Genomic DNA, 16,001 nt, shown 5'->3' on the forward strand with positions numbered 1-16,001 from the left:
AGGATATATGGAAACCGCAGATATGATTTCTAATGGTACCAGGGATAAAGCGGAGTTTTGGAGCAGCATGCTGTCAGGTGAGCTTCCGGTTTTAAAGCTTCCATTTGAAAATAAAGGCGGCAGCAGGAAAACAAACAGCTACCGGTACTGTTCCCTTACGGCAGAGCACAAGTTGGTAAAAGATCTGTACAGTTTCGCAGAAGAACACGGTATTGCTGCCGATACTATTCTGCTGTCCGCATATTTTATACTTCTGGCCAGGTACACCTCACAGCAGGATCTGGTTATTGGAACCGCAAATGCAAAAGTACAGGCTGGGACTGCTTCACAAATGGAAAAACCATTGCCCATACTACTTCATATGGGAGAGGAAGAGAGTTTTATCCAACTGCTGGGCTCCGTCAAAAATCACCGGGATAAGGTGCGGCAGAACAGAGAGTTTTATGATTCCGTCCTGCTGAAGGATTATTGCTTAAGTGTATTGTTTGTTTCAGGCAGTGAAGTCCCGGATAATGCACAGGATTTATTCCGTCCGGAATATGGGCAACTGGGATTCGACCTGGCTTTTGAGGCTATACACCGGGATAATGGAGTTGAGTTCATATTTCATTACAATGGCAGTTTATATGAAAAAAGCTATATTGATAAAATGGCCGTCCATTTTTGCAGCATATTGAAATATGCCTTGAAGTGTCCTCGGGAAAAAATATTGCAAATGGACTACCTGCTTCAAGAGGAGAAGGAGCAGTTGCTTTATGAGTTTAACAGCACATATTCTGCATATCCCGGAGAAACGAATATTTGCCGGCTTATCCAGGAACAGGCAGCCAGGACACCTGATAATACCGCGCTTGTATTTGGGGATGGAGAACTTACATACCGGCAGTTAAATACCAGAGCGGATCATTTGGCAAGGCAGCTTAGAGAAGCAGGGGTGGAGAGGGATTCCATAGTTGGTATAATGGTCAACCGCTCCTTTGATATGATAATCGGCATTCTGGCCATTCTTAAGGCGGGAGGGGCTTATCTGCCCATTGATCCGGAATATCCCAGGGACAGAATAGGCTTTATGGTTGAAGACAGCAATATGCAAGTATTGCTGACGGCTTCCGGCCTGTTAAGCAAACTGTCCTTCCAGGGGAGGACCCTTTTGCTGGACCAGGTTGATTACAGCCACACATCGGATGAAAACCTGGAGCTGGTAAACCAGCCGGAAGACCTGGCTTACATAATATACACCTCAGGGTCCACAGGAAAGCCAAAGGGGGTAATGATAAGCCACATGTCCCTGAGCAATTTTATATTGGGTATGGCTCAAAAACTTGATTGCAGCAATTCCAGGTCAATACTTGCAGTTACCACCATGTGCTTTGATATTTTTGCACTTGAGATATATCTGCCCCTTGGCTGCGGCATGAAAGCAGTAATTGCCGATGAGCGCCAGCAGGTAAATGCAAAGCTTCTTGGTGATTTGATAAGGAAGCACGGTATAGACCTTATCCAGATGACGCCCTCAAGGCTTAAATTGCTTATGAGCAGTGAAAGCAGTGCAGGGAGCCTGAAATATGTAAAGGATATTTTGCTGGGAGGCGAGATCTTCCCCCAGGCACTGCTAAACCAAATACGCCTTAAGTCCGGGGCAAGGGTGATAAATGTCTATGGGCCCACTGAGACTACAGTATGGTGCACCTTCAAGGAAATCCGGTCGGAAGCGGATATCAGCATAGGAAAGCCTTTGGCAAACACCAGGATTTATGTAGTTGACAGAAACGATAAACTTGTTCCTGTGGGAGTACAGGGAGAATTGTGCATCAGCGGGGATGGGCTGGCCAGGGGCTATCTGAACAGGGAAGCCCTAAATGCTGAGAAGTTTGTAAACAATCCTTTTGAAGAAGGCGGGCGTATGTACCGCACCGGCGACCTTGCCAGATGGCTGCCGGAGGGGGATATTGATTTTATAGGAAGAGCTGACCGCCAGATTAAAATCAGAGGTTACAGGATAGAACCGGGAGAAATAGAAAACCAAATTGTGCGGTTCCCGGGCATTAAAAATGCATTTGTCAATATTGAAAAAAACGGTGCGGATAAAAGTGTATTATGTGCATATGTGGTTCTGGAGGGAAAGCTGGTCCTGAAGGAGCTACGGGAGTATCTGGCGGCAAAGCTTCCCGGCTACATGGTGCCTGCGTTTTTTGTAAAAGTGGGAAAAATACCGCTTACATTGAACGGAAAGATAGATTCCAAGAAACTTCCTGATTTTACTACGGAATTCATGAGAGATGAAAGCTATGACGAAATGCCGGAGGATGATATTGACAGGGCAGTAGTAAATATATGCAGTCAACTGCTTGGAATAACGGGAGTAAAAATAACTGACAACTTTTTTGAAATGGGTGGAGATTCTTTGGGAATACTCCTGCTGATTACTGAGCTGTACAGGCATTTTGGAGTGGATATAGGACACTCCCAGGCCTTTAGCTTTAAAAGCCTAAAGGAAATTGCCTGCTATATCAGGCAAGGCGGAGAGGATTCGGCAAAAGACCCGGAAATAGAAAGCAGTCAAAAGCAGGGCGGTATATACAATGTTTCATTTGTACAGGCAAATCTCATAAGGGGTATGGAGGCCTTCCGGGACCAAACAATCATGAGCATGCCTTTTGAAATTGATTTTGGAAATCCCATAGCTTCAGATAAATTTGAAGCTGCGGTCAATGAGCTGATAAAAAGGCACGAAGTTTTGCGAACCTCCTTTCACAAAAGGGGAAGCAAGTATGTCCAGATGGTACACCCCAAGCTGGACTATGGTGTCGAGTATTTAAACATAGGCACCCTGCCGTGGGAAGAGGCCGTGGGAGAAAATATAAAGCCTTTTGATATTACAAAGCTGCCATTGTTCAAATTTATACTGATGGAAAACTCTGAGGGAGAAACAAGGCTTTTCTTTAACATCCATCATTATATTTTTGATATTTTTTCCCTGACTATTGTGCTGCAGGAATTAATCAGCCTGTATGAAGGCAGGAGTCTGCCTGAAATTCAAGTACAATACAAGGATTATTCCCAATGGCAGATGAAAAAATTAAATTCCAGCGGGTTCAGGGAGCATAGGAATTACTGGGTTGGAATTTTTAAGGATGGAGCAACTGAGGTAAGGCTGCATAAGGATTTTAACAATCCCTTTCCGGGGCAGTTGAATGCAGCTATTGTCGAGGTTCCGCTGAATGCCTTTATGTCTGAACAGTTAAAAAAGACTGCCTTAAAAATGAATACTACAGAATTTGTCATACTATTTTCGGCCTTCAGCATATTTCTGGCAAAACAGGCTGCTTTGGAGGATATAACTGTTGGAACCTTTGTACCGGGCAGGACAAGTGCACAGCTAAGAAATCTTATAGGGTTGTATACCAATATTGTGGCAGCCAGAACATATCCTGCTGCAAGAAAAACCATACAACAATACGTCAGTGAAGTAAAAGCCTTTTTTGTTGAAATGTACAAGTATCAGGATTATCCCCTGGAAAGACTGCTGGAAGACCTGAGCCGGGAAAATTGCGAAAACTGCTATGAACTGTTCAATACAATGTTTGACTATATCAATTTTAACAGCGGCAATCTGCTGATGGATGGAAAGAATGTCGGGATAAGCTACCATGATGTAAGCAAGACGGCATATGACCTGCATTTCAGAATAGTCGAGTACCATGACAGAAAAATTCTGGCTTTGCAGTATAACGCCCTATTATTTAAAAGGGATACTGCGCAAAGATTCCTGTACGGATATATAGACTTGCTGACCAGGATATTTGACAGTGCCGGAAAAAAGATTGAAGACCTGAATCCGGCATAGTATGGCCGGGTTTATATAAAAATCAATGGAAGGAATGGTAGGAACATGGAGCATATGAAAACAAAGGATATTGCTGAACCTGCTATAAAACGCACTAAGTTTTTTGGAAGAATACTGGGAGTGATAACCTCGCCTCAAAAGACTATGGAGGAAATAGCCGGTAATCCCCGCACCCTGTTTCCTTTTTTTCTCGTTGCATTTGGGGCACTTATATTTTATGCAGTCAGGCTTCCCTTGTATAAGGAAATGATCAACAGGAGTATTGAACTTCAACTGCAAGACACCGGAACCCAGGTGGCAGGAGGGCAGGAGGGCTTTGTTCAAGCCGTGGGAGTAGCCGGAGGCCTGATAGGCACAAGTATTACTTCCGTGGTGATCTGGCTCATAACGACTCTGGCGTTTTTCCTGCTGATAAAGGTATTCAAAGGGGAAGGGACATTTAAGCAATATGTGTCGGTTATAGGCTATTCATACATAATAAATGCACTATATCTTGCAATCAGCCTTTGTGTATCCTTTTTCACAGACAGCCTTTTCTTTGACAGCTCGGTTGCAGGTATTGTGGATATATTTGTTCCTGATTTAAAAGGGAAGTTTGTATATGGATTCCTGCGGGGCTTTGATCTGTTCGGCATATGGCAGTATGCTGTAATGGGCTTTGGTGTGGCGGCTGTAAGCAAGATAGGCTGGAAGAAGGTATGGCTGGCAACCTCGGTTATTTTTCTGGGGTTCATACTGCTTAATGCCGGAAACATGAGCAATATGTGAAAATTGCAAGCGGAATGACCGCAGGAGTTGGAGCAATCTGGAGGTGGGATGATGGAAAATATCGATATAGGGATTTTCGGAGGGTCTGGCCTTTATTCCTTTTCGGAGGATTTTGAGGAGAGGGAGCTGGATACTCCTTATGGGAAACCAAGTGGACCGGTTTCTATCGGAAATTGCGGAGGGGTTAAGGTCGCGTTCCTGCCAAGGCATGGAAAAGAGCATCATTTGCCCCCTCATTTGATTCCATATAGGGCCAACATTTATGCCATGAAGCAATTGGGAGTGAAAAAAATACTTGCTCCCACGGCTTCGGGAAGCCTGAAGGCAGAAATAAAACCCGGAGACTTTGTAATATGCGATCAATTTGTTGACAGGACAAGCGGCCGCAGGGACACCTTTTTTGAAGGGCCCGCGGTAAGACATATCAGTTCCGCCTATCCATACTGCCCGGAACTGAGAAAGCTTGCAGCAGAAATCGGAAGAAGCCAGGGCGTCACTATTCATGAGAAAGGGACTGTTGTGGTAATACAGGGCCCAAGGTTTTCAACGGTGGCAGAGAGCCGCTGGTATGGCAAAATGGGCTGGGAGGTTATAAACATGACCCAGTATCCTGAGTGCTATTTGGCCAGAGAGCTGGGTATATGCTATGTAAATATTTCGCTTATAACGGATTTTGACGCCGGACTTGAAGGAGATACCCGTATCAAGCCTGTTTCAGAACAGGAGGTTTTTAAGGTTTTCAATGAAAACAATGAGAAGGTTAAAACGCTGCTTTTTGAAATGATCAGGCAGATAGGTGCAAATGCCGGGGGTTTTGCCTGCGCCCATTGCGGACAATAAACCTCCAAAAGCCTGGCAAGGTATATGAACAAAAAGAGAAGACACTCACATGGCAAGCCTGTGAGTGTCTTCTCTTTTTTATTCTTATTATTCTTAAAAATATGGTCGGGCTTAGTTGCCGGTTAAACCGCTTTGTTAGCTCCTGACGGTATTTTCAAGGTTTTAAGGTTTTTCACACTGAAAATGATTACTCCGGCCGCCGCCGCAATGAGATAGCTTATATCAATGGAAAGCCATATACCCTGTATCTCCATGCCGGTATTCAGCAGGATATAGGAGAGCGGTATTCTGATAATCCAAAGGGTTGTAAGCGTTATGGTCATTGACAGCAGCGTTTTTCCGGAGCCGTTGAATATACCGTTGACAGCAAACATTATAAGCATGAATATATAGCCTATACCCAGGTATCTCAGGCAAACGGCACCGATATCCAGGACATCGGTCTCGTGAACAAAGGCCGAAAGAAGGATTTTTGGAATCAGGAGACACAGCAGGGTTATGACTACCGATAACAGCAGAGATATTATAATTCCCCATTTAAAGGCCTCCCTGACTCTTTCCGGCTTCTTTGCTCCAAGATTCTGACCGGTAAATGCCGCAGAGGCAGTTCCTATGGACATGGCAAATATATTGATGAGGGCATCCACCCTTATTACTGCTCCGTAACCCGAGGCTGCGGCAGCTCCAAAGCCGTTTACGAAGGAGGACATGAAGCTTCCGCCTATGGCAGTGAGGGCCTGCTGCATGATAGCAGGAAAACCTATTTTAAGGAGCAGTTTGGTCTGTACTTTATTCAGGTTCAATTTCTTGAAGCTTGGTGCCACAAGAGGATTTTTGGCCTTGACATATATCAGGCCTGCCAGCAAGGCTATGCCCTGGGAGATCAGCGATGCAAATGCGGCGCCGTTAAGTCCCATTTTAGGTACAGGCCCCAGGCCTATAATCATTACCGGGTCAAGAATGGCGTTGAGTACTGCGGATAGAGCCATTAGGATCATTGGTGTTACCGTATCTCCCACTCCTCTTAAAATGGCTATGTTGAGAATGAAGAAATACAGCACCCAACAGCCGATTAACGACACTTTCAGGTAAAACGACGCGCTTTCAAAAATTACTTCCGGCGTATTCATAGCCTTCAGGATATAGTCGCTGAAAATAAAGGTAATTGCTGTTAAAACAGTATTCATTACAAGAGCGAGCCCATACGAGGCTCCAACCAGCTTTTCGATGGTATCGAAATTTTTGGCACCGAAATTCTGTGCTATGAGTATTGTTGATGCCATAGTAGCACCAAAAGCCACCGCTATAAGTATGTACGTAATTACAAAACTTACTGCTGTGGCTCCTACGGCAGTCTCACCAAGCAGGTTACCTACCCAGACGGTATTAATGATACTGTAACCTGTGTAAAGGAAGTAGCCGATAAATGTCGGAATAGCGAAATTTATTAGACGCTTTGGGACACTGCCTGTGGTTAAATCGTTTCCTGTCTTTCCCATTGATATTCTCCTTTTCATCATGATAATGCTGCACTTGTCATTTACAGTTAGGCTGAAATTGAGATAACAGCTAATTTTATTCAATTTATAGATTAAAGCTAGATGTCATGACAACTTTAAATAGTTACACCTAAACGAAATTTCACTATATTAAATGCATTAGCTATTTTATAACAGGGACATTATTAATGTCAACAAGAAATATACATATATTCAATATATTATATAATAAACCATAATATGTAATTTAAGCGGTGCATGTGTGGTTATGCGGGCTTTTCAGGCGGTTTCCACATTGTTTCTCAAAATTATAATACAGATTTCAATATAAGAAATGAAAATTTTGTAGATAGAGAAAAAAATATTATTTTGTAAAATTTGTATTAAATAATTGACAAATTATTATTGACAATATGGTAAACAAATGATAAAGTTGTAAAAAAATCAATAATGGTAAAAATATGACAATAATGTGCCAAAATGGATAAAAGTATCAGGTATGAATTATGCTGTCCTATGTCACCCGCTTTGCTTTATAAGCGGTTGCCCTCAGACGGTTGATTTATAGCTGATTAATCATTTTTCGTGATGATTTGCTTTTTATCACATAACCTAAACCCTGACAGCCTGGGTCGCTGCATAATCAAATTTGTTACAAAACCTGCTTCAATTATATCTTTTAAGCTAGGACTATTATTAGTAATGAGGTGATGGTATATGTATAACATTGTAGAAAATCTGAGGCAAGCAGTGGATTACTGCAGAAACAACTCAGAGTTTTACAGGAAGGTGTATAAAAATCAGGAGAGCACCGGGTTTGATTCCATTGAAGAGTTTGAGAAACTGCCCTTTACCGGAAAGAATGATTTAAAGAGATTTTATCCCTATGGATTTATGGGCTGCAGCCTTGAGCAGGTCACAGGCTATTATGAGACAACAGGTGATAAGGCCGATTTAAACAGAAGCAGCAGGTGTTCTTCCCTGTTTACAAGAGATGACCTTGAAAGAGACCTTATCAGAAGGGCATCGGGTTCAATGGATTTCAACAGCAGGGATGTGGTGTTCAATTCCCTGTCGTATGCTTATTCCTGTGCAGCCATGAGTTTTCATAATGCGGCTTTGAGACAGGGTGCAATGGTTGTCTCCGCCGACAATGAAAGCAAGCTCAGCAATTATAGAAAGCAAGTAGATATTCTGACAAGAATAAATCCAACTGTAATTATTACAGCATATCCGTTTATCATTTCAACAATACTCCAGATTATGGGGGAATCCACAGAAAAACTCACAAATTTGAGAGCAATACAATTATCAGGTATGCCCCATTCTCCAAATGGTATGAAAAAAATATCCCGGATATTTAATGGTGTTCCTGTTTACAACACTTATGACATGGTAGAATTCGGAGCTGTTTCAACAGTTTCCACCGACGGGGCCGGCCGCATATTTGACGATTTCTATGTGGAGGTTATAAATCCCAAGACCATGGAAGTGATTAAAGAGGATGGTATAGGAGGGGAAATAGTCATCACATCCCTGAACCGGCAAGGCTCTCCCTTGATAAGATATAAAACCGGGGATATAGGCAGGCTGTACAGAAACGGTGAAACTCCCTATCTGCAGGTGCTGGGGCGTTTCAAGGATCTGGTGGAGTTCAAGGAAATAAACCGCCGGTTCACCCTTTATAATTTTGAAGATGTCTTCTACAGGCATGAAGCTGTAAAAGGGATGTACAAGCCAAGATTTGTGGAGGACAAATTGACCTTTGCAATTGATACCGACGCTGATAATAAGGAAGAGGTATCAAAGGAAATCCAAAAAATGATAAAAAATGAACTGGAAATTGATGTGGAGATAGAGGCTGTTAATACAGGTATGTCCAGAAGGGAATTTTTAATGGATAGCGGTTCGGATTCAGTAAAAAGCCTTCAGACTATAGAAAACAAAAAAAATGAATGGCTGATTACATATTAAGGCACAAAACAAAAAGGACGTGAGGTATTCGTATGAAAAACATGATTGATTATTTTGAGACACAAAGGGAAGTATTGAGCAGCAGAATCGTTGATTTGGGAAACGGCTCCGCATTTTACAAAAGGCTGTTGAGGCGTACTGTGAAGAAAATAGAGTCAGGAGAACAAATTGACTTTGCATTTTATAACGAAATTCCCCGAACCACCAAGGATGACTTGAAAAGGAATCACCCCTTCGGATTGCTTAAAGCTGATAAATCCGAAATACGGGGATATTTTGAATCCAGCGGCACCACCGATGAATCCATCGGAAGCAGCAAGACCTCTTCCCTTAGAACAGGAAAGGACCTGGAAAGGGATTACATAAGAAGGATTCCGGAATGGATGACCGGTGTTGAAAAGGGTGATTTTGCGGTTATACACCTCCCATATGCATTGACAAGTTCAGGTGTGGCTTTCCATGATGCATTGAGCAAACTGGGAATTGTACCTGTGGCTCTGGACCAGGGACATTCCTTCAGCAGCTATACAAGGGTATACGATCTTTTAAAGACCCTGGAGGCAAAGGTTCTTGTCTGTTCCAACCCGTTGCTTTTAAGAGATATCATTCTCTATGAGCAAAAGGAGGATTTGTTCAAGCTTCCTTCATTACAATACATATTAATGGTGGGAACCGCTTTCTCAGAGAAGAGCCGCAAGCTGATAGAGGAACGGTCCGGCAAAAAGGTGGGACTGTTTTATGGAATGAGTGAATTCGGTGCCATAGGTGTTCCATGCTCCAAGGGACATGTGCACATTCATCCGGACTTCTTTATTGAGATACTTAACCCCAACAATACCGAGGAGCATTACAGCCAAAGCTCATTGGGCGGAGAAATGGTCCTGACGGATTTAAAATCTGAAGGAACTCCATTTTTGAAATACAGAACCGGTGATGCCGGAAGAATATACTTTGAGGAATGCGGCTGTGAAATGAGTACTCCACGCATTGAGGTTTTCGGAAGACTTAAGGATGTTATCAAGGATAATGACAGATTGCTGTTCCCCACAGATTTCCAGGACCTGCTTGCCGGTCTTGAATACACCTCGCCCATACATAAACTGGTTGCCAAGGGTGAAGAGGAGATATTGCTGGAATTGCATATCCAGCAGTCCACCGAATCCAAAGAAGAGCTGGATATTATCGAGGATAGGATAAAGAGCTTAACAAATATTCCCATATCTATAATAACCTATAAATTCGGAGAGCTGTTTGAGGACATCTACAATCAGGGTTTCTACAGGACCACTCAAAAGGTCAAGACAATGTCATTTCATGATGAGAGGAAAGGCGAATGGATAATTACTTATTAAATCAGATCAATGAAACCTTTATAGAGAACTGGAATAATCATTTCTCAACCCACATCAAGACCAAAGCTGAAATGATAGAGCAGTTGAGAAGGCAGCCTCCGACCCGCAAGATTGACAGGGAGCTTAAACTATCCAGCAAAGGGAACCTGTGCTTTTTTACCAGCGGCACCAGCGGCCAGGAGACCTTCTTCCAGATGAATCCGGAAACCCTGTTTGGAAAATTTGCCGTTGGGCTGGGACAGATGTATGAGGAATTGTTCAATGTGAGCAATCACAATATCGCATCTGCAATACTGGCTTTTCCCATGGATGGCAGCCCTCTCGGACTGAAGCACCTGTTTGCGTTGCTGGAGCTGGGTGTGGATGTCTATCCGGGCGGAAACAGAAATCTTGATTTTACACCCCAACAGGTAGTAAACCTGGTACATAAAAAGGAAATTGAAATGCTGGTCTCCAGACCTCTGGAGGTAGGGGTATACGGGAGGCTTGCAAAAAAGTGGAATCTGGATACGAGCTCGGTAATGGCTATTTTGATGACCGGGGAGGTAATAGGAAAAAGGCGGCTCAAAATGCTGGGTGAATACTTTCCAAATGCTGAAATCAAGTCAGTATACGGACTCACGGAAATTAATGCGGGATTGTTTGCCTGTGAGTGCGGAAACTACCACTTCAGAACAAACGGTCAAACTGTAGTGGATCTGGAGCAGAGAGACAACAGCATATACAGCAGCATATATTTCACCATAATCCGGCCGGAACTGAGCGTCATAAGATATAACACAAGAGATGTGGGGCATATAGTGGAAAACTGCCCCTGTTCTCAGGGCGGACATGCATTATGTGTCAAAGGCCGGGATTCCGATGAAATTGCCCGGGATTTCTTCATTCTGGATTTTTCGGAGAGGCTGTATGAGTATGGCTATGAGCACAATGTTTTCGGTGATATAACCCAGGACGGAAAGTATCACCTCATAGTCAAAAGCATGGAGCTGATAGAGGAAAAAGTTCTGGACCAGTTGAAAGCCGAGCTTCCCAATGTTGTCATATCCAATTACCTGTTTGGGAATGAGGACAACTATATACCTAAAACAAAAAGCTGTACACTGCATAGAGGAGTTGAAAAATATGAGGTTCCCAATTATTGATTTTCACGCACATGTACCTTCACCGGAAATGTTTCTGGAGTATAAGCAGATCAAAGCGGACATCCCGATGGAAAAGGCAGTGCTGGTTTCGGGCAACATGCTGAATCCGGGACAACTGGGGGATTTTCTCAGAGGCTCCATACCACTGAACAGTGAAATGCCCAATAATGATTATTTATTGGACATCATCAGGGAATATCCCGAGGAATACCTGGCCCTGTTTACCGTCGACCCCAACTACCATATTGAGGAAGACCTGGTGCAGGCGCTGGAAGACGGATTTATGGGGGTCAAAATAAATACTATTGTACATAAGGTGGATTTTTACGACAAAAATCTCATAAGCCTGTTGACTTCCATTGAGCATACCGGTTGTCCCGTATATACACATATTACACTGAATCCCCAATCCAGCATTGAAGCTATGGTAGCCCTGGCCAGAAAATTTAAAAAGCTTAATTTCATTATAGGGCATATGGGCTTTTCCACATCTGACTTTGCAGCCATAACCGCCGCCGGGACAAATGAAAATGTTTATCTGGAAACCTCCATAGGCAGCCGGCTGGCATTTAAGGAAGTCCAGAAAAGGGGCCTGGTAAGCAAGCTTCTGTTTGGGAGCGAATTCCCCACACATGATCCCCAGATAGAGCTGGAGAAATTGAAATTGGTTTTTGACCCTTCGGAAATTGAAGCAATATGCTATAAAAACTCAGAAGCGCTGCTTTCATGGAAAAGACAAGGAGTGATAATATGAAGTTCGATTTGAGCAAAGCAAATTACCGTATAGAGGGAAGCGGTCTGCCGCTGTATCTCATAGGCGGGCAGTTTATGACCATAAAGGGCTGGCAGCCCACAATAGAGGACCTGAAAAGATTTTACAAGGTAATTGTTCTGGAATATCCAAATCAAGGAGAATCTGAAGTAAATCTGGAGTTCGACAACCTCAGGCTGTACTCTGAGTATTCAAGGGATTTTCTGGAGGCTATTGATGTTGACCCTCAGGAGACGGTGTGTTTTGGACTGTCCTTCGGGGCAAACATAATAAAGTCCATGACCTTTGACCTGGGACTGAAATTCAAGGCCGCCATACTGGCAGGAGTGTCCTCATACAAAATAAAGGATTACATAGTCGAAAACTATAAGCTCTGGATAGACATAATCAGAACCGGAGAGCTTGAAATACTGTCAAAGGTTATAAATCTTAAGCTTTTGTCACCTACCTTTGTTGCAAAGAGTGCCGGATTTTTGGATTTTGCCGCAAAGCAGATGAAGGAAGGCTATGAGAACAAAAAGGAGGCCCTGATCTGCCTGCTGCAGGCAACCATCAACTATCTCAATGAAATTGATGCAAATGCGGACAAAAACTTTCCTTATGATGTGTATTTTATTGGAGCAAAAAGCGATCCCATGATGCCCATAAATTATGTCCGCGAATATGCCGAGCAGCAAAATTCCAAACTCTATGAGCTTGAAGGCGGCCACATTATGACAATGGAGCATCCCTTTGAGCTTATAAGCATAATTGAGGACATTGTGTCCAAATATGACATTTAACATCATTTGTTTTATAGAAAAGGATATAAAGATATGGTCGTACTGGAGAAGCCAAACTACATAATTGAGGGTGAAGGCCAGCCGGTATTTCTGCTGAATGGCCAGTTTATGCCCATAAGCACCTGGGAGGATATCATAGAGGACTTGAAAAGATGGTATAAGGTGATAGCGCTGGAGTTTCCAAACCAGGGCTCATCTCCTACATACGGCAGCTATGTATCCATGATGGACTATTGTAAATACTTTTTGGAGTTTATTGATTATATAGGTATTCCGGCAGATCAACTGATAGTTTTCGGATTATCCTTTGGTGCCAACATTATCAGGATGCTGTCGTTAAAGATGAAGGTAAAATTCAAGGCCATAATAATAGGCGGAGTAAATCCCATATACAGGAAGGCAGCCAGTGTTTATTCCGAATACAGGGAGATATATTCCCTCATAGAAAGCAGAAGGATTGAAAAGTTCGCCAGGGAATACTATTCCTCTGTTTTCTCGGATACTTTCATCGGTGAAAGGGATGGAATAATTGAAGTATCCGCCAGAAAGCTCAGAGAAAATTATGAGCACAGGCCGGAAGCCCTTATTGCACTCATAAAGGCCTCGGAAAGCTTTTATCCCAATATGCACGGCCTGGAGGAAAGGTATCCCTGTGATACATATGTAATTGCAGGGACGCAGGATCATTACGTGGACCACTCCCTGGCAAAACATTACGCGGAAATCATCAATGCCGGTTTCTATGAAATAGATGCGGGGCATGCCTTCACCGTAGAAAACAACTTTGAATTTATGAGCATTTTACATGGCATCCTGCAAAAATACGATAATTGATTATAAGGTGGAAAGAGTATGGATTTAAGTAGTGTCAGATACAAGATAACCGGTGAAGGACAGACCCTGGTATTGGTTAATATGCATTTCCAGCGCATTGAGACCTGGGAAAAGATTACCGTGGATTTATCCAGGTATTACAGGCTTATATATTTTGAATTTCCAAACCAGGGAAGTTCACCTGAAAGAAGCGATTTCAACAGCCTTACCCATTACGCCCGATTTTTGAAGGAGTTTCTGGAGGAATTGGGTGAGGATACCGGGGACATGCTTGCGTATGGTTATTCTTACGGAGCCAATATCATAAGAATCATGTGCCTGGATCTGGAGGTTAAGTTTAAAGCCTTGATTATCGGCGGCATCAACCCGGTTTTGCTGAAGGACTATTATATCGAGCTTATAAAGAATTGGAATGCGGTACTTGAGGGGAGCGGAATGGAGGTCTTCGCCAAAATGCTTTGCTTGAGGATTTTTTCACCGGAATATGTATCAAAGAATCCCAGCGTGACCAATGTTCTGGTTAATGGCTTTCACAGGAATTATGACAATAAGCCCGAGGGCTTGAAGGCCATACTGAATGCTCCTGCGGTCTACTATCAGAATGAAGGCTCCAAGGCGGAAAAGTACTCATGTCCCGTACACGTTATAGCATGTGAAAATGATATGATAATCCCCTGCAATTTTGTTGAAGAGTATTCAGCAATAATAAAGGCCCAGTCCTTTCATGTTATCAGCCGCTGCGGCCATGATCCCATTTTTGAGAAATCCAGCGAGCTGGTCAAGCTGATAGATGATATTGCACAGCAATATGAAGATTAATTCTTTCCTTATTATATGTAAGCAATTTTGTGAGAAAAAGAGGGGGGGACTTATATGGAAGCTTATGATATGAAAGTTAAAAATCTTCTTGTGGAAATAGGCATGCCGGAAAATGATGCGGAAGATTGCATAAATTACTTGAACGGCAGGATGGGAAACAGCAATTTTATAAATTCCCTGCCATACATTGACATGTACATGCTGGAAGAGGAGGTACAGGACAGAATCCGGGCTTTGTACCTGGATGCCAGGAAAGGGAAGGCGGATATCTCGGGAAATCTTTTTAAGCTGTTGTTCGGTGTTGGAAAACAATCGCTGTTCAATTTGATCAAGCCCTATGAAATTTAATTTTAAAAGGTTGCTACAAAAACTATAAAAGTTGAAATAACAAGTGGGAGGTTTTTATATGAAAATAATGATACCGTGTGTATCTCTGGAAACCGCTAAGCTGCAAATTGCGGCCGGAGCTGATGAATTGTATCTGGGCTATGATACAAAGGAGTTTAATTTGCTTACCTATAATGCCAGGTGGCGTATAGCAACCGGGGAAGTTAAGACCCAGGTGCAGACAGTTGAGGAATTCAAGGCCATAATCGACTATGCACATGAGCGTGGGGTGAAGGTGTATCTGACTGCAAACGCAAACATTCTGATACCTACACTCCGGGACGGATACTTTAAATATATTGATACCTGCATAGAAGCAGGAATTGATGGGGTAATCGTTTCAAACATAGGTCTGGTGAAGCTTGTGAGAGAGGCCTACAGCGACTTGCCCATCATTGTAGGCGTTAATACCGTAACCCCCAATGTGGGACATCTGGACTTATACAGAAAATACAACGTCAAAAGAGTCGTTCTGCCGCAAAATATCATGCTGCCTGAAATAGAAGAGTTTTGCAAGCAGAAGGATATAGAAATCGAAATATTCTGCCATATCGGCGGAGGTAATATATGCGGAAGATGCACCATGAACCATGATCCTCTGGAAATAGACCTGTCATCGGGGTGCAGAGGAGGCTTTGAGGTTACCGGCTATGACGACAGCTACAATGGCGCCTGTGCGTATCTGGATGCCGCTGCCGATTGCAGCGTGTGCCACATAGACAGGCTTATGGAAATGGGAGTTACCGCCGTAAAGATTACCGGCCGTGAGAGCAACAACCCCATGGGCCTGTCAAAGATAGTTGAATTTTACAGGACGGTAATAGATGCAGTTAACGAAAACAGGTCGGTGGAGGATGCCAGGGAAAGCTTCAGAGAAAAGAACAAGGCAATGTGGGAGGGCTACTGGAAGCCTACCTTCTGTGACAGAGACAGGTGCAGATTTAATGAGACCCTGATAACCAGGTCGTACATATAAAAATAG

The 16,001-nt window shown here is 43.1% G+C and carries 13 protein-coding genes; 12 read left to right on the top strand and 1 reads right to left on the bottom strand.

Going from position 1 to position 16,001, the window contains the following annotated elements; translation table 11 throughout:
* Positions 1-7 precede the first annotated feature (7 nt).
* The 3 genes from CLHUN_RS05350 to CLHUN_RS05360 are packed head-to-tail and all read left to right on the top strand — an operon-like array spanning position 8 to position 5,455.
* The gene (locus CLHUN_RS05350; RefSeq protein WP_080063539.1) at positions 8-3,847 is read left to right on the top strand and encodes a non-ribosomal peptide synthetase; all 3,840 of its coding nucleotides are present in this window, start codon (positions 8-10) and stop codon (positions 3,845-3,847) included.
* A gap of 54 nt (positions 3,848-3,901) precedes the next feature.
* Positions 3,902-4,615 (top strand): Yip1 family protein, encoded by a 714-nt coding sequence (locus CLHUN_RS05355; RefSeq protein ID WP_165755668.1) that lies wholly within the window; start codon positions 3,902-3,904, stop codon positions 4,613-4,615.
* Between the two features lie 48 nt (positions 4,616-4,663).
* Positions 4,664-5,455 (top strand): S-methyl-5'-thioadenosine phosphorylase, encoded by a 792-nt coding sequence (locus tag CLHUN_RS05360; RefSeq protein ID WP_080063541.1) that lies wholly within the window; start codon positions 4,664-4,666, stop codon positions 5,453-5,455.
* A gap of 122 nt (positions 5,456-5,577) precedes the next feature.
* On the opposite strand, the gene CLHUN_RS05365 is transcribed toward CLHUN_RS05360, so the two are convergent.
* Entirely contained in the window at positions 5,578-6,954 is a 1,377-nt protein-coding gene (locus CLHUN_RS05365) for an MATE family efflux transporter (RefSeq protein WP_165755669.1), read from the bottom strand.
* A 717-nt stretch (positions 6,955-7,671) separates the two neighbouring features.
* Between CLHUN_RS05365 and CLHUN_RS05370 the strand changes: the two genes are divergently transcribed.
* The 9 genes from CLHUN_RS05370 to CLHUN_RS05410 are packed head-to-tail and all read left to right on the top strand — an operon-like array spanning position 7,672 to position 15,995.
* The gene (locus CLHUN_RS05370) at positions 7,672-8,928 is read left to right on the top strand and encodes a phenylacetate--CoA ligase family protein (RefSeq protein ID WP_080063543.1); all 1,257 of its coding nucleotides are present in this window, start codon (positions 7,672-7,674) and stop codon (positions 8,926-8,928) included.
* A gap of 32 nt (positions 8,929-8,960) precedes the next feature.
* Positions 8,961-10,280, top strand: coding sequence for a phenylacetate--CoA ligase family protein (locus CLHUN_RS05375; RefSeq protein ID WP_080063544.1), 1,320 nt, complete (start codon positions 8,961-8,963; stop codon positions 10,278-10,280).
* Positions 10,262-11,425 (top strand): hypothetical protein, encoded by a 1,164-nt coding sequence (locus CLHUN_RS05380; RefSeq protein ID WP_133051089.1) that lies wholly within the window; start codon positions 10,262-10,264, stop codon positions 11,423-11,425. The genes CLHUN_RS05375 and CLHUN_RS05380 overlap by 19 nt, the downstream gene beginning before the upstream one ends.
* Positions 11,406-12,179 carry an amidohydrolase family protein gene (locus tag CLHUN_RS05385; protein ID WP_165755670.1) on the top strand — a complete coding sequence of 258 codons (774 nt, stop codon included), beginning with the start codon at positions 11,406-11,408 and terminating at the stop codon, positions 12,177-12,179. Before CLHUN_RS05380 ends, CLHUN_RS05385 begins: the two co-directional genes overlap by 20 nt.
* Entirely contained in the window at positions 12,176-12,979 is an 804-nt protein-coding gene (locus CLHUN_RS05390; RefSeq protein ID WP_080063547.1) for an alpha/beta fold hydrolase, read from the top strand. The genes CLHUN_RS05385 and CLHUN_RS05390 overlap by 4 nt, the downstream gene beginning before the upstream one ends.
* A gap of 33 nt (positions 12,980-13,012) precedes the next feature.
* Positions 13,013-13,813 (top strand): alpha/beta fold hydrolase, encoded by an 801-nt coding sequence (locus CLHUN_RS05395; RefSeq protein WP_080063548.1) that lies wholly within the window; start codon positions 13,013-13,015, stop codon positions 13,811-13,813.
* Between the two features lie 18 nt (positions 13,814-13,831).
* On the top strand, positions 13,832-14,632 hold the full coding sequence (locus CLHUN_RS05400; protein WP_080063549.1) for an alpha/beta fold hydrolase: 801 nt from the start codon (positions 13,832-13,834) through the stop codon (positions 14,630-14,632).
* A 54-nt stretch (positions 14,633-14,686) separates the two neighbouring features.
* Complete coding sequence (locus tag CLHUN_RS05405; protein WP_080063550.1) at positions 14,687-14,980, top strand: hypothetical protein; 294 nt, start codon at positions 14,687-14,689, stop codon at positions 14,978-14,980.
* A 58-nt stretch (positions 14,981-15,038) separates the two neighbouring features.
* The gene (locus tag CLHUN_RS05410) at positions 15,039-15,995 is read left to right on the top strand and encodes a peptidase U32 family protein (RefSeq protein WP_080063551.1); all 957 of its coding nucleotides are present in this window, start codon (positions 15,039-15,041) and stop codon (positions 15,993-15,995) included.
* Positions 15,996-16,001: the final 6 nt, after the last annotated feature.

It is taken from the genome of Ruminiclostridium hungatei, from assembly GCF_002051585.1.
Taxonomy (GTDB): Bacteria; Bacillota; Clostridia; order Acetivibrionales; family DSM-1351; genus Ruminiclostridium; species Ruminiclostridium hungatei.